This is a genomic window from Ruegeria sp. CDSC085, assembly GCF_059610465.1.
Genome location: NZ_JBXWNR010000016.1, coordinates 55,334 through 75,480 on the forward strand (window position 1 = coordinate 55,334; position 20,147 = coordinate 75,480).

The following is a 20,147-nucleotide window of genomic DNA, read 5'->3' on the forward strand; positions in this document are numbered from 1 at the left end:
AACGGCACCACTTACCCACCCAATATGCAGGCATGATCATAGCATCCCGCAAAGTTCGAGATTCGCACAACACCTGCGCTGCAGAAATATCATGCAGCAATGTGCATTCTCGGCCACAGAGAAGATGAAATCCGTCCCACCCGGCAATGTTACTGCACGGCTATTGTTTCCCAAGCTTTTACCGCGTTTAGTATACCCGGGAATTGTAGACTGAAAAAAAATAATCGAATGAACCGTAAAATCCGTAATGCGCTTTTTCAGATCCACACCTGGATGGGTCTACATTTATCAATTTTTTTTGCATTCATGTTTCTGACCGGCACCCTTCTGGTGGCCGGGTTCGAGCTTGAATCGATTGGCCGCCCGGCAATCTGGACCATCACCTCCGAGGAAGATCGCACCGCTAGCTTCGGAATGATCTACGAGGGCGTCAAAGAAACCCATCCTCAAAGCCGCCCTTTCGTGATCGTCAAACGTTCGCCCCCCTGGTTCGTGGACCAGACCTATGGCAACACAGGTTGGGGAGAGGCGGTGACATTCTGGACCGATCCGGTCACCGGAGAGGTTGCCGAAGAAACGCGCAATCTGGGCTTTCGCAACATATTGCGGGATTTACACGATACGTTTCTGACCGAGAAACGGATCATGTTCGTACTGATTTCGGCCACATCGGTTCTGCTGTTGGGGCAGATCATCAGCGGACTCATTACATATCGGCGGTTCTGGAAAGGGTTTTTCCGGTGGCCCGGCCGTTCGAACGGATTGCGATCATGGACAGGCGGTGCTCATCGGCTGACCGCGATCTGGTCCGCACCAGTTGTGATCCTGATCGCCCTGACCAGCTTCTATTTCATGCTGGGCGGGTTGGGAATTAGCGGCACAACACCAGAGCTTCCACCCTCGTCTCCTCGCGACTCCGCTCTGCCGGCGGGCTTTGGACCGGAGATTATAAACACCGCTGAAGCCCGCGCCCGGGCGGCCCTGTCCGGCTTTGATCCTGTTGTGATGCTCATACCCGGTAGCCAAGCCGACAGCCTTGTCTTTATCGGGCATGTGGAAGGGATCGCAAAGTTTCGCGGCATGAGCTCCGTTGCACTGGACCCCGCGACGCTCGAGGTTCTGGGTGTTCTGACGCCAGATGGTTTGGGCGGGCTTGCAAAGTGGAAAGAGCTGATGAACATGCTGCATTTCGGCACCTGGGCCGGGGCGTTTTCGATGGCGCTCTGGATTGTGTTCGGGTTAATCGCGACCGGCGTTGCCATAACCGGTGCCATGATCTTTTCTGCCCGGCTATACCCGGATGTTGCGTGCTATGGCCCATTCAGGCGCATCTGGCGCGGGATGGGCTGGACCCGATGGGCTTATCTGCTGCTGCTGGCCGGAATGCTGTTCACAGCTTATCACCGCTTCAACCCTGGCGCTTATGCTGCGACCAGAGTCCATCCCGTCAACGCCGACGGGTCGATCGCCCGGTTGATCTTGCGCGCACCACTGCGGCACGAAACCCCGCTTGATGTTGAAATGCGGATCGGCGCGCCGGACGTTGTAGCCGTATCGATTGAAATTGATAGTAGTCCGGCCCAGTCAGCTGAGCTGATCCGACACGATGCAAAAGCCACAGCCTATTTCCAGTTGACCCCCGCTGAAACGCAAAACGAGATCATAGCCAATCTAAAAAAATCGGATGGCAAGGAAGAGACTGTCATCTTTCGTTTAGGACACCCCATCTGGTAAGCACCAGCGCAAGGCCGAGAACAAGACGTATCGTCCGGACCCTGCGCGTTCAGATATGGGTTCATGTCACATTGGTGCCCCGGGGTCGGACCATCGATATTAGCAGGCGCATCCTGCCCCGCTGGAACAGAAACGCCAGCAGGCAATAGGCAACACCCCCGGTCATTGTACCGATCAGAAGAACCAGAATTCGCGCGGCGTCACTCAGCACCCACACGACCCCCTGCACTGCCGCCGCCATCCCGCCTGACAGCAGGAGCGGCGCAAGATGCTGCCGCATCAAAGTCAGGCCGGACAGCCCCGCAATATGTCCCAGATTGGCAAATTTGAGCGGCCAGACCAGCAAAAAGACAGCCACAAAACCGGCTGTGACGACCGGCAATCCGTAAGGGGCGAGCGCCGCGATCACTGCCGCCGCCAGCGCCACCTCAACCCAGGACAGGATCGCGAGACGCCCGGCCTGACCTGCCGCCAGACAAAAGGTCTGCTGCACCTTTTCGGCGCACAGATACATGCCAAACACCGACATCAGGCTCAGGACCGGAGCGGCGGGCGCCCATTTCTGACCGAACAGCAGCACCAGCGCCGGTTCCGCCAGAACCGCCAGCCCGGCAAAGGCCGGAAAGGCCAGAAACCCGGTCAGGCGCATGACGTCGATCAGCAAATCCGTCGCCTGACCACCATCGCGTGCTGCCGCACCAAAGGCAGGCTGCGCCACGGTGCGCAGCGGTGTGATAATCAGGAACGAGGCGGTCTCGATCACCCGCCAGGCAATTGCGTAATACCCCGCCGGCACCGGCCCCAGCATCGCGCCGATGATTACCGCAGGCGACTGCACCGCAGCCAGTTCCGCCGCGCGCAGGCCCAGAATACGGTGACTGAAATGCAAGATCCTGTGCATGTGATCCCGCGATGCGTGGAACGTCGGACGCCAGGATACCGCCCCCCAGGCCATCACGATATTGGTGGCCGTCATCGCCAGCCGCTGACCGACCAGGCTCCAGACGCCGTATCCCGCCAGCGCCATGCCAATGCCCACGACCCCTCCGACCGCCGCGCCAAGTGCTGCACGGATAGCCAGAACTCGGAACTGCATTTCCCGGCGCAGGATCGCCACCGGCACCGCCGTCAGCGAAATCATCAGCACCGTCGGGGATAATCCGATCAACAATTCACTCGCAACCGGATCATTGTAGAAATATGAGACCGGTCCCGCGCCCAGATACAGCGCAACCGTCAACACGCCCCCCAGCAGCGCCAACAGCCAGAAAACCGAGTTCAACCGCTCTGGTGACAGCGCCTCACGGGTCAGCAGAATGTCGGAAATCGTTTCGCGGACCAGGAATTCGGAAAACAGCACAAAGGCCGCCACCATCGCCAGAAGACCAAAGGCCTCGACCCCTAAAATACGGGCAAGAATGGCAAAAATGATAAAATTGAACGCCTGCTCGACCCAGATACCCGCTGACATCCAAGCAACTCCGCTGCTGAAACTCTGCCGCCCTGACACCCGTTTCCTTCCTGTTACCCGAACCCCGCCAAGTGCCGATAGACACATGTCTCAATCACTCACGCCTGCTGCGCGCAGTATACGTAAATACAAACTTGACGCCTTAACGGTCGAATTTGGTCAAATTTATTGTCTATGTTCAGTCTGTACGTGTTCGAATACTATACGCAATACAGGGAATTATGCCCCTCACGTTCCATGCGCCACGTAATTCTTGCAGCGAGGGCCGGGGCTGGGATTATTAAGTGAATAAAAGGTTTTTATTTTCATGAACAACGTCGCAGAGCCGATGGAGACGAACAGCACCACATCCGAAGAGCTGATCGCATCGGAAACCGCCGGCATGAGCCTGAGCGTGGTCATCCCCGCCTATAACGAGGAAAACGCCGTCCGCCACACGGTTGAAGATGTGCGCACCCATCTCGAACCACTGGGCATTCCCTACGAGATCATCGTGGTGGACGATGCCAGTCAGGACAACACCCGCGCCGAGGCCGAGGCCAGCGGCGCCACCGTCACCTTCAACGACGTCAATTCCGGCTATGGCGCCAGCCTCAAGCGAGGTGTTCGGATGGTGCAGCATGAATATGTGGCCATTCTGGATGCCGACAGCACCTATCCCGCGCGCTATCTTCCCGGAATGCTGGCCATGTGCCGCGATCAGGACATGGTCGTGGGTGACCGGGGCGCGGCGATGAAGAACGTGCCGCTGCTGCGCCGTCCGGCCAAGAAATTCCTGTTCGCCTTTGCCTCGTTCCTGGCCGAACGCAAGATCAACGACCTCAACTCGGGCCTGCGCGTGTTTCGCAAATCCGAGCTGATCCCGTTCCTGCCGCTGTTGCCGCAGAATTTCTCATTCACCACCACGATCACGCTGTGCATGACGTCGAATGGCAAGCGGATGATCTATACGCCGATCGAATATGGCAAACGGGTGGGCAAATCGAAAATCCGGCCGATCGATTTTCTGAACTTCATCATCCTGATCCTGCGCATCAGCACGCTGTTCAATCCGCTGCGGGTGTTCATTCCGCTTGGTCTGGCGTTCTTCACGCTGGGAACGGTGAAGTTCATTATCGACATGTTCTACTGGAACCTCAGCGAAACGGCGGTGTTCTCGTTCCTGGCGGCGATCATGATCTGGTCGCTGGGGCTGATCGCCGACATGATCTCGCGGTTGCACCTCAGACCGTGACATGAGCGGCGGTATGCTTTCCGATCCAAGTCAACGGCGCTGGCTGATCCGGGTGGTCGGGTCCGGTCTGGTGCTGGCGATCCTGTTCTGGATCCTTCCAACTGATGCAATCGTGGCAGCGCTGAAGTCGATCCCGATCTGGGTTTTCCTGTCTGTGTTCGTTCTGTTCCTGTTGGCCCATGTGGCTGCGGCCCTGAAATGGTGGCTGCTGCTGAACCGGGGGCTTCCGCCCCTTCTGGCCATCCGGGCGCATTTTGCCGGGCTGGCTGCCAACCTGTGCCTGCCCGGAGCTATTGGCGGCGATACGGTGCGGGCCGGTCTGGCGCAGACGGCGATGAAAGACGGCGCACAGGTTGTTGCGGGCGCAACCGTTGACCGGCTGATCGACATGGTGGCCCTGCTGACCCTGTCCTGTCTGGGCCTGGCCCTGACATGGGAAAACGCGGCGGGCGGGCACACGATCTGGCCAGTGGCGCTGATCCTGCTGGCCGCGCTGGCGGGTATGGTCGCCTTGCCGCGCCTGCTGCCCCTGCCCTGGCGCTATGTCCCCTCTCTGCCCGGCAAGGGCTTTGCCCATCGTCTGGCCGATACACTGGCCGGGATGGGCCGCAAACCCGGCACGCTGGCAGTCGCTTTCATCGCATCTGTGCTGATCCAGTTGCTGCTGGTCCTGCTGGCCTGGTGGCTGGCCCTGGCGGCGGGTGTCGATGTGGCCGCCGGGCCATGGATCTTCGCCTGGCCGCTGGCCAAGATCATCGCCGTGCTGCCCGTGTCTTTGAACGGGCTGGGCCTGCGCGAGGCCACATTGGCCGGTTTCCTGGCCCCCTTCGGTGCCAGCGCGCCTGCGGTCGTGGCCGCCGGGCTGGTCTGGCAGGTTGTGTTGTTTACAGCGGGCGGGTTTGGCGCGCTGGTTCTGACCATGTCCGGGATGCGGTTCAGCGCTCCGGAAAGTTCCCAGAAGGAAGAGTGCAAGTGACGGATGTTTCCCAAAACCAAGGCGGCGACAAGCCCCATATCATCATTCTGGGGGCTGGGCCCGCTGGCCTGGCCGCAGCCCACGCGCTGACCGGACAGGCCCGTGTAACCGTGATCGAACGTGCGCCCAGTGCGGGTGGCAATTCGGCCTCATTCCCGATTGAGGGCGTGATCTGCGATTATGGCTCGCACAGGTTTCATCCGGCGGCCGAGCCCGAGGTTCTGGCCGATGTGAAATCCCTGCTGGGGGACGATCTGCTGCTGCGCCCGCGCCACGGGCGCATCCGGCTGGGCGGCAAATGGATTCACTTTCCGCTGAAACTGACCGACGCGCTGATGCGCCTGCCCAAACCCTTTGCCGCGTCGCTGATCGGGGACATGGCGCTGAAACCCTTCCGCAAGAAAAGCGAAGGCCCTGAGACATTCTCGACCGTGCTTTATGACGGGCTGGGCCCGACGATTTCGGACAACTTCTATTTCCCTTACGTGCGCAAGCTGTGGGGTCTGGACCCAGACAAGCTGGCGGTGAAACTTGCCGAGCGCCGGGTCGGCAGTGGCTCGGTCGGCAAGATCCTGATGAAGATGCTGCGCCTGCTGCCGGGGTTGCGCAGCGAAACGGCGGGTCGGTTCTTTTATCCGCGCAAGGGGTTCGGGCAAATCTCGGACGCGATGCGCAACAGTGCCGAAGCCAACGGCGCCACCTTCCTGTTCAACACCGAAATCACCGCCATTGAACGGGACGGCAACCGCATCACCGGGTTGACGATCCGCAACGAAGATGGCGAACGACACATGACCGGCGATCTGATCCTGTCGACCATCCCGCTGACCGGGCTGACGCGCTTGATCAGCGACCCTCCGGCAGAGGTGGTCGAGGCCGCCCGCGCGATCCGGTTCCGGGGCATGATCCTGCTGTACCTGGTGCTGGAGACAGACCAGTTCACCGAGTTCGATGCCCATTACTTCCCGGAGCTGTCGATCCCGATCAGCCGCATGTCGGAGCCCAAGAACTATAACGCCAGCGGCACGCCAAAGGGCGTCACCGTTCTGTGCGCCGAACTGCCCTGCGACCCGGATGAGAAATGGTGGTCCATGTCCGACGAGGAACTGGGGCAGGAGTTCACCAAATGGCTGGGCCAGCTGGGCCTGCCGGTCACGGTGCCGGTGCGCCGCTGCGAAACCCGGCGGCTGAGCCATGCCTATCCGGTTTACGATGTGGGCTATGAAGACCGATTTGATACGGTGGATCAGTGGCTCTCGGATCTGGACGGATTGCTCGTATTTGGACGGCAGGGCCTGTTCGCCCACGACAATACGCACCACGCTTTTGCCATGGCTTATGGCGCGGCGGATTGCATTGACGGCAAGGGCCATGTCGACCGCGCGAAATGGAACCGGTATCGCGAGGTCTTTGCCACCCATGTGGTGGAAGACTGACCCATGCCCGCCTGGCAGGCCGATATCCTGATGTATCATTCGATCTCGGATGCTCCGGGGCCGACCTCAATTGCACCCGAGGTGTTCAGGGCACAGATGCAGGCGCTGGCTACATCGGGCCTGCCGGTGGTGACACCGGATGCACTGGCCAACCCGCCCGCCCCCCGTGTGATCATCATCAGCTTCGACGACGGATTTGAAGATTTTGCCGATACCGCCTGGCCGATCCTGCGCGATCACAATTTTACCCCGATCGTCTATCTGCCCTCGGGCCTGATGGGCGGCAGCGACAGCTGGGCCGGGGGCAACATCCCCTCCCGCCCTTTGATGGATTGGGACAGGATCGAAGCCTTGGCAACAGAAGGGGTCTGTTTTGGCGCGCATAGTGTCACCCACCCTGATCTCACCACGTTGGATGCACTCATGCTGGAAGAGGAAGTCAGCGGCTCCGGTCAGGACATTGCCGCGCGGCTCGGCCAGCCCATCCGGCATTTCGCGCCGCCCTATGGCGCATCGAACAACAGCGTGCTCAGACAGATCGCGCAGCATTACGACACCTCAGTCGGCACCCGTCTGGGTATAGCCAAAGCGGGGGATGATATCCACGACCTGCCCCGGCTCGAGATGTTTTATTTCAACGACATCGCCCGCTGGCAGGCGCATCTTGCCGGGCGCGGTTGGCCTTATCTTGCGGCGCGCAAGATGATGCGCGGCGTGCGTGCGATGGTACGAGGAAAATCGTGGTAAAATTGGTTCTTACACAGTGACTGGTACAAACACATGCATATTCTGATTACCGGCGGCGCCGGGTTCATAGGGTCCCATCTGACGGAACGGCTGATCGGTGAAGGGCATCGGGTCACGATCCTCGATGATCTGTCGACCGGGCTGATGTCCAACCTGACCTCTGTCGCGGACCACCCGAACTTCACCTTCGTCAAAGGCAGTATCCTGGATCGCCAACTGGTCGCCGATCTGGTTGGGCCAGCGGATGTGGTGTTCCATCTGGCGGCGGCCGTTGGCGTCAAGCTGATCATGGACGAACCCAGCCGGTCGATCCTGACCAATGTGGCAGGTACAGAAAACGTGCTGGATGCCGCGCTGATGGACAAGACACACACATTCATCGCCTCCAGTTCCGAGGTCTATGGCAAAAGCACCAATTTCCCCTTTCAGGAAGAGGGCGACCTGACCATCGGCGCCACCCGCAACCTGCGCTGGTCTTATGCCTGTGCCAAGACATTGGACGAGTTTCTGGCGCTGGCCCATGCGCGTGAATCCAACCTGCCGGTCACGGTTCTGCGCTTCTTCAACACCACCGGCCCACGCCAGACCGGGCGTTATGGGATGGTGCTGCCGAATTTCGTCAAATCCGCGCTGGAAGGAGCGCCACTGTTGGTGCACGGCACAGGCGAGCAATCGCGCTGTTTCGGTCATGTGGCGGACGTGGTCGAGGCCATGTGCCGTCTGATGACCCTGCCCGAGGCGCGCGGCGACGTGTTCAATGTCGGCACCGATCAGGAGGTCACGATCCGCGCCCTGGCCGAACAGGTCATCCGAACAACCGGCTCGGCCTCGGAAATCCAATTCGTGCCTTATGACACAGTCTATCCCGAAGGCTTCGAAGACATGCAGCGTCGCCTGCCCGATGTCTCGAAACTGCAACGGGTCACCGGGTTCCGCCCGATGCGGACGCTGCAGCAGATCATCGATGACATCGTTGCCGAGATGACCCGCCCGGTTCCCGCATGAGGGCGCATCTGCTGGCACAGACAGGCCGCACCCCGTGACCGATCTTATCATCGGGTCGGGGCCAGCAGGCGTATCGGTGGCCATTGCCCTTCTGAACCGTGGCCGTCAGGTTTTGATGATTGACGGAGGGCAAGAGCTTGAAGCCGCTGCACGGGAGCGCCGCGACCAGATGGCGGCCTCAGATCCTGAGGACTGGTCTGCAAGTGATATTCGGGCCTGGCAGGCCCCTCAGTTAGACACGCCGCCCGGACAGGTGCGCCGGTTCGGGTCAGACTTTGCCATGGTGTCGGGTACAGACACACTGGTTGCGCCGGATCAGATCGGATTGCGCGCCTCACATGCGGCGGGGGGGTTATCCAACCTTTGGGGATCGGCGGTCCTGCCCAACCGGGATGCAGATATCACCGACTGGCCGCTGAGCGCGCAGGATCTGGCCCCGCATTACCGGGCGGTTGCCAAATTTCTGCCGGTCAGTGGGCGAGAAGATGCCTTGCAGGCCCTGTTCCCCGCCTTTCCGATGCAGCACCGGGTTCCGTTGAGCCCATCGCCTCAGGCCGAGCACATTTTGCACCGTCTGGAACAACACCAACGCAGCCTTGCGGGGTTGGGGGCCTCTGCCGGAATGGCGCGCCTGGCTGTGGAACCGGGCTGCCGCTATTGCGGCCAGTGTCTGCATGGGTGCCCTTGGGGGCATATTTACTCGGCCAGACAAACACTTGAGGATCTGCGCCACCACACGGCGTTTCGCCACCGCCATGGCCTTGCCTATGGCTTTGAAGAACAAGCTGATCATGTCACGGTCCGGTTGGACGGCGGCGAGAGCCTGAAGGCTGATCGCGTTTTTGTCGCCGCAGGTGTTCTGGAAACGGCGCGCCTGCTGTTGCTGTCTTCGGCGGATCCGGCTGCCCACCTGCAATTGCAGGACAGCCAGCATTTCTTCCTGCCCAGCCTGCACCGCTGGCGCGCCCTGCGCCGCCCTGATCAAATCCCTTACCACACTCTGCCGCAGATTTTCATCGAGCTGGATGACCCCGATCTCTCACCCCATCTGGTGCATAGTCAGATCTATACCTGGAATGAGTTTTATGCCCAGGATCTGATCCGCAGTTATGGCGCAAAACTGCCCGGCTCGGCCCCTATATGGCATTTTCTGGCACGCCGGCTGATCGTGGCGCAGGCGTTTCTGCATTCCGACCATTCTGCCCGTATTGATCTGACAATGGCCCCTGACGGGCGGCTTGTATCCAAGGTCCTGCCGAACGACACAACCAAGCAGGTCATGGCGCGGGCCACATCCCGGCTGGCGCAGGTGCTGAAACTGGCCGGGCTGACGCCCCTCAGCTTTGCCCGCCGCCCCGGTGATGTGGGGTCAAGCTTTCATGTCGGCGGCTCGGTGCCCATGGCCAAAGCGCCCGGCACAGGACAATCGGATATTCTGGGCCGACCCAAAGGGCTGTCGCGGGTGCATCTGGTCGATGCCTCAAGCCTGCCCAGCATTCCGGCCACAACCATCACTTTTTCGGTCATGGCCAACGCCCACCGGATCGGAACGCTGGCCCCCTGACAGAAACGCTCGCCAGGGATGCTTATCCGGTGCCGGTTTCAAAAGCCCCGCCCTCCAGCGCGGCGGCCAACCTTGGGTTTCCTGCATCATGAGCTGCGCGCGCAAGCGCTGCGCCATAAGCTTCAAGCACGGATGTTTCGTGCCAGATTTCCAGAAACGCCTTGCGCGCAGCCGCACCTTGCACCGCGCGCTGATCGGACTGATGCTGCAGGTTGCGCATCGCCGTAATCAGATCGTCTTCGGATTCGAACAGCGCCCCGCCCCTTGCCCGCTCGACGATCTCGGGGAACGGGCCCAGACGTCGGGCAATCACCGGTGTGCCCAGCCGGAAGCTTTCGATCAGGATGATGCCGAAGGTTTCATAACAGACCGAGGGCACAATCAACCCCAGCGCCCCGCGATAATAAGCGTTCAATTCGTCAGGTGTCTTACGACCCAGAAATTTGATCCGGTCATTGCCTGCGGCTTGGCGCTTCAGTTCGTCCGCGTAGTCACCATCGCCCAGGATCAGCAGGTCCGCGTCGGGATAACGGTCAAAGGCCGGGAACACGTCCTGCAACCCTTTGATTTTTTCCAACCGACCGACAAACAGGAAATAGGGGCGTTCGTGCCCCGCCGGTTCCGGCAGAGCGCCTTGGTCCAGATCGGGCAGGAAATAGGGCAGCACCTGCATGTCCTGCCGCAGGCCAAACTCGCGGTGCTTGGCTCGGCTGAATCCGCTTTTGGCAATGATCAGGTCCATATAATTCAGCGCCCGATCCAGCGCACCAGTATAGCGCCATAGCTGCGGTGGGCGTTTGTAATTCAGCACACAGCGCAGGCACTGGCGCTCATCGCACAGCTCGCGCCCGTGCCGCCACAGAACATGGGTGGGGCAGACCAGCCAGTGTTCATGCGCCTCATAGATTTTCAACCCCTCGCCCATCGGCAACAGGCCGGGTCCGCCGATCAGGGATGTGTTGTTGTGCCAGATGATATCCGGCTTCCGCTCGGCCAGTATCTCGCGGATGCGGGCGGCGTGCACAACCGGGCGGCCAAGTTGCTGGGTCAGCAGGTTCGACATCACGCCGTTGCGACTGCGCAGCCCGATCCGCCGCACCCCGTCGGGCGCTCCTTCGGGTTGGGGTTTGCCGCCCAGAATCAGATAGCTGTCTTCGTCATGCACCACCGTCACGTCGTGTCCGCGCGCCACAAGCGCCCGCGCCATGCGCTGAATGCCAATGGCATCACCACCAAAGGAATAGGGGGGGTAAAATGTGGTGAACATCAAAATGCGCAGGGACTGCATGTGACTCAAACCGGATTACCAATGGCTTTCTGGTATCAAACACGATCCTTGCGACGATCGAAAGACATAAGCCACACGGGCAAACGGTTCGCACCCGATGTTGCGGACATACTGCCACTATATGCTTGTATAGATTTGGCAGGTCCTATGAACTTTATTTAGACAATACCCGGATGATCAGACAAAGGCGACTAAATACGTCTGACAATGTCTAAAGGTCATCAATGGCATAACCATCGCCCTAGACCAATTCCCGATAAGTGACCTCAAACCGACTGTTAACCCAATCAGGATCGAAACGATTTTCTGTGCCGCGCTCTGCGGCGGCTTCTGAAAGCGCGACCAGTTTCTGCGGGTCGCCCAGAACGCGGATTACCGCGTCGGCAATCGCCGGTACATCTCCGACCGGGACACATGCACCAACGTTGCCATCCACCAACTCTCGGACACCAGAGCAGTCAGTTGCAACCACCGGCTTGCCCGCTCGAAAGGCCTCGACGATTGAAATCGGCAGCGCTTCCCAGCGAGAGGTCAGAACCATCATGTCGGCAGCACGAAGGTATAGATAGGGGGTTTCTGTCCGGCCGACGAACTGCAACTTGTCTGCAACCCCACGGGCTCTGGCCAATGCAGACATTTCTTCATCTAGCGGCCCTTCTCCAAGAACAGCAAAGCGAATATGCGGGTGGCTCTGCGAAACCCGAGTCACCACATCAATCAGTATGTCTATCCCTTTTTGATATACCAAACGAGAAAGGGTCACGACAAGCTGTGAACCATCGCCCAACAGTTCCGCTCGCAGTGCGGCAACATCGGTAGGATTGTCCTTCGGGGCAGGTTTGATTCCAAGGCCGATAACGCGAACCTTGTCTTTCGCAACACCACCTCGAGCGACAAGATCCTCAGATGCGCGGAGACTAGGAGTGATAACGAGATCGGTGCGCGCAGCGATCCGGCCGAAACCGGGCACCCGGTCGTAATGCGACCCGTGATAGGTGACAGCAATCGGAATGTCTCGCCGCCCTACGGCCAACAATGCGACGAGCGCCGGGCCTGATTCATGCGCGTGAATGACATCAACGGAATTTCGGTTAAGCCAGCGCCTCAGCTGGATAACCGATTTCAACAGGTTCCACAGCCGCCGATGCATCCCTCCACCGTCAGCGCCTGTGTACAATAGAGGTAAATCTATGAACTCTGGATTGTTGGTTGGGCCATACCACTCCCCGGCGGTGCTGATCGGTGTTACGCGATGCCCGCGCGCCTCAAGCCATGCACTAAGGTCAAGAACATGCCGTGCTATTCCCCCTGTGCCGTAAACAGAAGGCATCTGAACGATGTGTAGGCGGGGACCCGTTGGATATTCGGAGCGCGATGTCACGGATTTTACCTCTTCACTGTTGTGCCAAAGCTGTTCATTCCGAATGAATTGTTGGTACCATTGGCATATTCCTAAACAATCATAATGACCGACCGACCCCGAAGGCTTGCTTTGTTGTCAGCTGGCAATATCGATGAAGGTAATGCAGGGGTATCAGTTTCCAAAACCGTCCAGAACCATGTAAATAAATAAACACAACAGCTTACCAAACTTGTAATAGCCTTCCGCGGATTGCAGATTCCTTAGTCGCTTCTGATCTCTTAGACTGGGGACAATTTTACACGAAATCAACGACCTTGTTTGTCTTCCGGTTGCTCGGCTAGCATCGTTACAACGAAGATACCCCGATGCATTTTCTAAGTGTAGACAGTTTAAAGATAAGGAAACCGAATGCAGTTGCCCCAAAAAAATAAGACTTCCGACCTCTTCGATCCCGCAGCACTTGTCCATGAGGTACGCAATGCATTGCAAGAGGTCGCAGCGCTGGATTCCCTCTGGCCGAATGGTGTTGTGCACCGTGGCGGACCTCACTACAGGCTAAACGGAACACTCGGGCCTGTGAGCTTTGGCGAAGATGAATGCGTTTCTATCGGGCGGTTCGTACACGAGTTCCGCCCGTCTAACTGTTTCATCATCGGTAATGCATTCGGGATGAGTTCAGTCTACATCGCCAAGGCAATGGAGACTTGTGGCGGCTCATCGGTCATTACGCTGGACAACAAGTCAGAGGGTGACGGGGAACGATGCGCAACGGTTGCAGAGAAGCTCCGGGAGCGTATGCAGGCACATTTGCTGGAGAACCGTTACGGATGGTCGCCAAATGATATTCTGTCCATCACGGAAGGCAAAAAGTTTGATTTTCTGCTCATCGACGGGCTGCATGCACACCCGCAGGTTACTGATGACTATCACGGTGCGTTGGATGTGCTGCATGACCAAAGCGTCATTTGCTGGCACGACTACTGGCTGGCTGGCGTGCCAGAAAGTGTAGCAACAGCAGAAAGCGAAGGATTTCTCTGTACAAAAGTGAATACATCCGGCGAGTTGGTTTTCGGAACACGAGACAAGTCCGTCTTCGACCAGATTCAAGCTACTTTCCCGGATGCGGAAGCTCCGCGCAAGCGCACGCGCGTCATGGGCTACGCCAGGCTTTATACGGGCCTGTTCAGGGCGGCCGCACGTAGAAGACTGGGGATGAGCTGAACGGCTAGTGTCATTCTTTCGAATTCCGTTCCTTCATATACCACAGAGTTTCCCCCGCAACCCAGGCAGCATACAACACGAAAAGCAACGGTGCTGTCCGCGCAAAACGCCCCATCTTTGACCACCCGGTCACACGCGACAGGCGAAAGACAAGAAGGAACGGGAGTGCCGGCGCCAGCAAGACCCGAGCAACCCAATAGTCACTTCTGTGCTCGCCGAGACGGTCACGAGCATAATGCAGCCCATGTTGGAAGCGTACAGAAATCAACTCCCAAAGATTGTAGGTGGCATTATGGTCGACCCTGGCTAAAGGCTCGAAGCGCAGTTGTACACCCTCCTTGATCAGACGATCGTGGATCACATGCTCCCAGGCGCCTTCGTGGGCCCAACGTCCGGCACGACCGCTGACTGCAGGGCCATACATTACATTGGCGCCCGTCAGCGCGCTGACACCTTCCTCTGCCGATCGGCTGGGTGAGAAAGTGCCATAGTCGGTCAGATAAGCCGCGTGGCTCACCACATCGGGTTGGACATTGCCGACCGCCCCGCCTATCACCTCGAAACCAGACTTTGTATTCTGTGACATGCTCATCAACCAATTGCGGTCCGCAAGAAATATATCTTCGGTGACTGCAATCCAACCTTCGCCGGCTTCACCCATCGCGGCCCCGCGCAATTGTGGAATATCCGAATCCCCCTCCACCAAAACAAGAGATGCCCATGGCCGGTCTGCGAACAACTTCGTAGTATCAATCGCTGAAGCGGGACGGGCAACAAAGACAGCAACGGGCGCATCAACCTGTGCCCGTGCCGTTTCAAGCGCATTGAGACACCCGTTTAACAGTTCCGGGTCGCCGGCCGACGCGATAGCGACGGAAAGGGCCGGTCCGGAATCGGATGAAGGCATCATGGTAAAATCATTCCTCATCAGGTTTAGGTCCCTGACAATATCCAACCATTTCACCCATCGCCCACATCAAAACGACAAGAAATAAGAGCGGCGAAGCTGGCCAGAAATGTCGCAGATACACTCTTTTCTTCAACTGGACCTTGAGCGCTCGGGCAAAAAGCACAAACGGCACCAGCGGTGAAACAAGTACACGGCAAAACCGCTGCCACTTCGAAATCGATTGCGAACAGATTGCCGCATATTTCCAGCCCCAAAAAAACCACTCCATCGCAAGGTCCGTTGTCCTGACGCGCGGTCTTATTTCGGTGGTTCGTGGTCGGTCAGACAATATCAGTTTCTTTCCGGATGCCATGAGGTGATCATGCACAGAAACTTCGCGAAACCGGTGCTGATATAGATGTTCGAGTTCGCAGAGATCTGCGGCAGCATAGCAAAGGTTGGTTACCGACAAAAATTCGGTTTCCACAGTCTGGTGCGGTGCCATGTAGCGTCCGAAATCGAAAAAATGAACAGCCCAATGCCAAAACGTATCGTAGCCGTTGTCGACACATCCACCAATCGCTGCAACCGATAGTTCTTGGTGCATTTCTACCATTGTCGCCACCCAGTTTCTGGCTGGAATGCCGCGATCATGTAAAAGCCCGATGAAGCGCCCGCGCGCTTTTTTGATGCCTTCTGCGCGCCGGACATCCCAGAGTTGATGATATTCAAGCGCATTCCGCGGGATAATGCCCCCTTCTATAACGCCCAAGTCAAGAAAATTGAAACCTGGAAACTGCGCCTTCATCTCAGCGACTTCGGGAGACATGTGGTCATACGGGATGATAATCTCTACTTGGTCACTGCCAGCCTGAGCCGCCAGCTCACCCAGACATTTCCGCAGCACATCGCCCCCATCGACAATCGTGACCACAACCGAGATTTCCGGAGAACCGGTGCTAAGCACATTCATTCAAGGACCTTTGAACAAGAGGGGTAGGATTTACACTTCCTTGGATACCTTAGAACATTTAGACCTCGTTCTGAAAATATGTATCCTTCGGTATTCCGGCAGTTTTCCTGCAACGATATTTTGGAATTCAAATGATTAAGACCCGGATTTCTCTTGCCGTGAAACAAATAATGTATGTGAATTGCCGCACCATAATACCACGGCCTCATTTAGAAAATTGGATATGACGGAGTGTGATCATGCATATTGGCGTTGACGGCACGACGTGGCGCAATGAGCGCGGGTTCGGGCGCTTCACACGAGAGTTAGTGAATGCGTTGGCAGCCCGTGATGGAAAATTTCGTTACTCCCTGATTTGCGATCAAGACCCTCCTTATCCTGTCCCCTCAAATGTCGAAGTAATCGTCGCGCCCGGGTCGGGAACCGCGGATCCGGCAAGTCGGTTTCAGATGCACCAGGCGACGGTGAAACTAGGGTGCGATGTATTTTTCTGCCCAACTGTGTCCTCGTATTACCCGTTGCTATCGCGCATTCCCAAAGTGGTGTGCATACATGACACAATTCCCGAGCGCTTCCCGGATTTGATCTTTCCGACAAAGCTGAACCTCGTGCTTTGGAAAATTAAAATCGCGCTGGCCAAATTTCAGGCCACCCGGTTCATTACCGGATCCGAGTCATCTGCGGCAGACCTGAAATCCATCCTCGGCATTTCACGAGACCGGATTGACCTGACAACAATGGCAGCGGCACCATTTTTCAAAAAGATAAACGATACCAATGCATTAAGCGACATACGCGCTGAATATAGCGCGCCTAAAAACGCCCGAATTCTTGTCTATGTCGGCGGGTTCAACAGACATAAGAATGTTCTGCGGCTCATTCAGGCCATGCCGATGATACTGGCACAGCACCCAAATGCCTTTCTGGTGATTATCGGGCGAACCACGGGCGACAGGTTCTGGGACAATGTCGAAGATTTGCAAGCATCCGCCCGTGCAGACGCTGTCGCCTCCGAGCGGATCATTTTCACCGGCGAAATTTCGGACGAAAAACTTGCGCTTCTGATCAATGCCGCTCACGCGCTTGTGCATCCGTCATTGTATGAAGGCTTCGGTTTTCCGCCTGTTGAAGCCATGGCTTGCGGCACTCCGGTTCTGGGGTCTAACACAAGCAGTATCCCCGAAGTGGTCGGCGACGGAGGGTTGCTGTTTGATCCCACTGACCCGTCTTCGATTGCACAGCAGACCAACAGATTGCTGTCTGACAATGATCTTCACGCGCGTTTGTCCGAACAAGCTATACATCAGGCCGCAAAATTCACCTGGGATCGTGCCGCTGAGATGACCGAGATCAGCTTTGAAAACGCGCTGAGGAAAGCGCATTGAGAATTATCCCACCAATTGAGAACAATTTATACAAAGGATGAGAATTGATGCCCTTTTTACCGCAAACCATAATACGTTTCGACAATTTTGATTTAAGTTGCGCTTCGCGATCCAACCCCATGACCTCGTGCTCTCCAGCCCACCCCGGGAACACAGATCACTTCGGAGAGAAAACATGAAGCAACACCAGATTTCTGTTGTCGTTCCCTGTACCAATGCCCTGTCCGACTTTTGGGCTTGCGCGGCAGCTCTGCAAAGCCAGACCGGCCCCGAGCCCGAAATCATTGCCGTTATACGCCTGGGGCCTGAATTCACCAGCCAGCTCGAAACAGAATTTCCGAACATACGCACCATATCGGTAGCCGCAGATACGACGATACCTCAAATGCGCGCCGTCGGCATTCGGGCGGCCTTGGCCGATGCAATCGGTGTTCTTGAGGATCATGTGATTGTGCCGCGTGACTGGACCGAGCGTATGCTGGGCGAAATTGCGGCCGGATCCGATGTGGTGGCCGGCCCGGTGGACAATGACGCAACCGATACCCTTGTCGACTGGGCAGCGTTTCTTTGTGAATACAGCGCTGTCTTGCCGCCACTGAATGACGGCCCGTCAGATTGGCTTCCGGGCAACAACACTGTGTATCGCAGCGACGTTCTAAAACGGTTTGATGCCCTGCTCGATGACGGCAAATGGGAAAACCATCTACATGACCATATGCGTGTCGAAGGGGTGTCTCTGACACTGCGCAACGACATCATTTCCGGCCACAGGATGCATTATACCTTCGGCCTCTATCTCACGCAGAGATACCTTTATTCGAAAAGCTTCGCCGGAGCGCGGGTGCGCGGTGAAGCGTTCGGGAAAAGAATCCTAATGGGCCTTTTCGCCTTTGCCCTGCCCCCGCTCGTTTATTTCCGCGTGGTTCGGAACGTCTTGTCTAAAGGCCGGCACATCCGGCAATTGCTACTTTCGTTGCCCCTTCTCGTGCCATTTTCATTGTCCTGGGGGTTGGGTGAAGTCGCCGGATACTGGTTTGGCGCAGGCCAGTCCCTGTCCAGAGTTCGGTGAGGGAAAGGCTTGCGATGATCACGCAGGATCACTCACAACCCGATATCTCGGTGATTGTCGTGATCGTTGACGGAGGCGAAGCGCCGCACACATGCCTTACTGCGCTTACCAACCAACGCGGCGATTACGATGCTGAGGTTATTGTTCCATTCGACCAGCTTTCGCAGGAAGCTGCTGGGGCGGCAACTGACTTTCCTGGCTTCATGTTTCTTGATCTTGGAACAATTGCAGGCGGCGGGGCACAAGATGGTTCTATCGGACCGCCCGCGCACAACCGAGTAACACCCGCGTATCCCGACGACCACACTCGCTCTGGAATGGTTCCATTGGGGCCGCAAATACGCTCGCATCCGATGCGGCGAGATTTCGTTCGGCCTACGGATCTTTCGCGCCGCCGTAACTCCCATTTTGCCGTTTGTTCTGTTTTTCAGGCATCTTGGAAACCAGCGCCGCAAGCGGATTTATCTTCGAAAGTTCTGGCTTGCCTCACTGCTTATTTTCATGATCGTAAGCATGTGGGCATGTGGTGAACTGGTGGGATATTTTTAGGGGGAAGAACCTGAGACACTATGAAACCAACTGTAAGGCGCACTTTTCATAACGCCCGAGCAGAGCTAGCGCCTGCTGACAAAGCGCTGTGATTTAGTAGTTGATAATTTTGAAGGTGAAAACATGATACCAGTCGCGGTTCCGGACCTTTCGGGTAATGAAGAACGCTATGTTGTAGAAGCAATCAAAGGGACCTGGATTTCTTCAAGCGGCGCATTTCTTGATCGTTTTGAAAAAGAGTTTGCGACTGCGTGTCAGACCGACCACTGCCTTGCGGTCGCAAACGGTACAGTTGCGCTTCACCTCGCTCTTCTGACACTGGATGTGCAGCCCGGAGACGAAGTTCTCGTCCCTGCCCTAACCTATATCGCAACGGCCAATGCTGTCAGGTACTGCGGCGCAATACCGATCTTCGTCGATGTCGATCCGGATGACTGGTGTATCGACCCGGAAAAACTCGCCGAAGCAATAACCCCCCGGACAAAAGGGATCATTGCGGTTCACCTTTATGGCCACCCGGCGGATATGGACGCCATCAACCAGATCGCTGCTGCCCATGATCTCTGGGTCATCGAGGACGCCGCCGAGGCGCATATGGGGGAATACAAAGGCCGCAAGGTCGGCTCTCTGTCAAATATCGCCTCGTTTTCCTTTTTCGGAAACAAAGTTTTCACCAGCGGTGAAGGCGGCGCGCTCACATTCAATGATGACTCCTTGTTGGAGCGGGCCAAAATGTTGCGCAGCCAGGGAAATGATCCGCACCAGCGTTATGTTCATAGGGTTGTTGGCTACAATTATCGCATGACGAACCTGGCAGCTGCGGTCCTTTGCGCGCAGATCGAACGCGCGGGCACCATTCTGGCGCGGCGCCGGGAGATTTTTGAAACCTATGACCAAAACCTGAAAGGAATACCCGGCATCAAATTTCGACCAGTCATGCCATGGGCCAAGCTGACGCCGTGGTTATACTGCCTTAAAGTTGATCCGGAGCAGTATGGTGCAACCCGGGATCAGTTGGCGGATTATTTGCGCTACAATGGTGTCGACAACAGACCGTTCTTCCCAAGCATGCATCAACAACCGCCATATCTGGAATTTGCCGCCACGCAAAATGTGCACCTGCCTCAGTCCGAACATCTCTCGGCAACGGGTCTCAACCTGCCAACTTTCACGGGCCTGTCTGACGCCCAGATAGGGACGATCTGCAACCTAATTGCGGAAGGAGTCTCAGGCTAACCGCCCG

Annotated in this window: 17 protein-coding genes; 12 read left to right on the forward strand and 5 right to left on the reverse strand. The window is 57.2% G+C overall.

The features are described from left to right. The first annotated feature begins 228 nt into the window (after nt 1–228). Nucleotides 229–1,734: a PepSY-associated TM helix domain-containing protein gene (locus tag AC2FJB_RS18430; RefSeq protein ID WP_496719942.1), complete on the forward strand. Its 1,506-nt coding sequence runs from the start codon at nt 229–231 to the stop codon at nt 1,732–1,734. A 61-nt stretch (nt 1,735–1,795) separates the two neighbouring features. Here AC2FJB_RS18430 and AC2FJB_RS18435 read toward each other — a convergent pair whose 3' ends face one another. After that, a complete protein-coding gene (locus tag AC2FJB_RS18435; protein ID WP_496719944.1) occupies nt 1,796–3,205 on the reverse strand; it encodes a lipopolysaccharide biosynthesis protein in 1,410 nt (469 codons plus the stop codon). A 307-nt stretch (nt 3,206–3,512) separates the two neighbouring features. Here AC2FJB_RS18435 and AC2FJB_RS18440 point away from each other — a divergent pair, with 307 nt between their 5' ends. From AC2FJB_RS18440 to AC2FJB_RS18465, 6 genes are read left to right on the forward strand one after another with little or no spacing between them, the layout of a single operon-like run. Then, on the forward strand, nt 3,513–4,439 hold the full coding sequence (locus AC2FJB_RS18440; protein WP_496719945.1) for a glycosyltransferase family 2 protein: 927 nt from the start codon (nt 3,513–3,515) through the stop codon (nt 4,437–4,439). Nucleotides 4,440–4,452: 13 nt separating this feature from the next. Next, the gene (locus AC2FJB_RS18445; RefSeq protein ID WP_496719946.1) at nt 4,453–5,415 is read left to right on the forward strand and encodes a lysylphosphatidylglycerol synthase transmembrane domain-containing protein; all 963 of its coding nucleotides are present in this window, start codon (nt 4,453–4,455) and stop codon (nt 5,413–5,415) included. Further along, entirely contained in the window at nt 5,412–6,851 is a 1,440-nt protein-coding gene (locus tag AC2FJB_RS18450; protein ID WP_496719948.1) for a protoporphyrinogen/coproporphyrinogen oxidase, read from the forward strand. The genes AC2FJB_RS18445 and AC2FJB_RS18450 overlap by 4 nt, the downstream gene beginning before the upstream one ends. Before the next feature lie 3 nt (nt 6,852–6,854). Then, entirely contained in the window at nt 6,855–7,598 is a 744-nt protein-coding gene (locus AC2FJB_RS18455) for a polysaccharide deacetylase family protein (protein WP_496719949.1), read from the forward strand. A gap of 33 nt (nt 7,599–7,631) precedes the next feature. Beyond that, the gene (locus AC2FJB_RS18460) at nt 7,632–8,603 is read left to right on the forward strand and encodes an NAD-dependent epimerase/dehydratase family protein (protein ID WP_496719950.1); all 972 of its coding nucleotides are present in this window, start codon (nt 7,632–7,634) and stop codon (nt 8,601–8,603) included. A 34-nt stretch (nt 8,604–8,637) separates the two neighbouring features. Then, on the forward strand, nt 8,638–10,167 hold the full coding sequence (locus AC2FJB_RS18465) for a GMC oxidoreductase (protein ID WP_496719951.1): 1,530 nt from the start codon (nt 8,638–8,640) through the stop codon (nt 10,165–10,167). A 22-nt stretch (nt 10,168–10,189) separates the two neighbouring features. Here AC2FJB_RS18465 and AC2FJB_RS18470 read toward each other — a convergent pair whose 3' ends face one another. Next, nucleotides 10,190–11,455 carry a glycosyltransferase gene (locus AC2FJB_RS18470; RefSeq protein ID WP_496818833.1) on the reverse strand — a complete coding sequence of 422 codons (1,266 nt, stop codon included), beginning with the start codon at nt 11,453–11,455 and terminating at the stop codon, nt 10,190–10,192. Nucleotides 11,456–11,696: 241 nt separating this feature from the next. Continuing rightward, nucleotides 11,697–12,836 (reverse strand): glycosyltransferase family 4 protein, encoded by a 1,140-nt coding sequence (locus AC2FJB_RS18475; protein ID WP_496719955.1) that lies wholly within the window; start codon nt 12,834–12,836, stop codon nt 11,697–11,699. Between the two features lie 390 nt (nt 12,837–13,226). Between AC2FJB_RS18475 and AC2FJB_RS18480 the strand changes: the two genes are divergently transcribed. Then, entirely contained in the window at nt 13,227–14,039 is an 813-nt protein-coding gene (locus tag AC2FJB_RS18480) for a class I SAM-dependent methyltransferase (protein ID WP_496719957.1), read from the forward strand. 10 nt (nt 14,040–14,049) lie between these two features. Here AC2FJB_RS18480 and AC2FJB_RS18485 read toward each other — a convergent pair whose 3' ends face one another. Beyond that, nucleotides 14,050–14,967: a hypothetical protein gene (locus tag AC2FJB_RS18485; protein ID WP_496719959.1), complete on the reverse strand. Its 918-nt coding sequence runs from the start codon at nt 14,965–14,967 to the stop codon at nt 14,050–14,052. Then, entirely contained in the window at nt 14,957–15,901 is a 945-nt protein-coding gene (locus tag AC2FJB_RS18490; RefSeq protein ID WP_496719961.1) for a glycosyltransferase family 2 protein, read from the reverse strand. Before AC2FJB_RS18490 ends, AC2FJB_RS18485 begins: the two co-directional genes overlap by 11 nt. A gap of 239 nt (nt 15,902–16,140) precedes the next feature. On the opposite strand from AC2FJB_RS18490, the gene AC2FJB_RS18495 reads away from it, so the two are divergent. The 4 genes from AC2FJB_RS18495 to AC2FJB_RS18510 all read left to right on the forward strand — a co-directional run bounded on the left by AC2FJB_RS18495 (nt 16,141) and on the right by AC2FJB_RS18510 (nt 20,140). After that, nucleotides 16,141–17,286 (forward strand): glycosyltransferase family 4 protein, encoded by a 1,146-nt coding sequence (locus AC2FJB_RS18495; protein WP_496719963.1) that lies wholly within the window; start codon nt 16,141–16,143, stop codon nt 17,284–17,286. A 175-nt stretch (nt 17,287–17,461) separates the two neighbouring features. Beyond that, nucleotides 17,462–18,355, forward strand: a complete 894-nt coding sequence (locus AC2FJB_RS18500) for a glycosyltransferase (RefSeq protein WP_496719965.1) — start codon at nt 17,462–17,464, stop codon at nt 18,353–18,355. A gap of 14 nt (nt 18,356–18,369) precedes the next feature. Next, entirely contained in the window at nt 18,370–18,885 is a 516-nt protein-coding gene (locus tag AC2FJB_RS18505) for a hypothetical protein (protein ID WP_496719967.1), read from the forward strand. Between the two features lie 142 nt (nt 18,886–19,027). Beyond that, entirely contained in the window at nt 19,028–20,140 is a 1,113-nt protein-coding gene (locus tag AC2FJB_RS18510; RefSeq protein WP_496719969.1) for a DegT/DnrJ/EryC1/StrS family aminotransferase, read from the forward strand. The last annotated feature ends 7 nt before the right edge of the window (nt 20,141–20,147 follow it).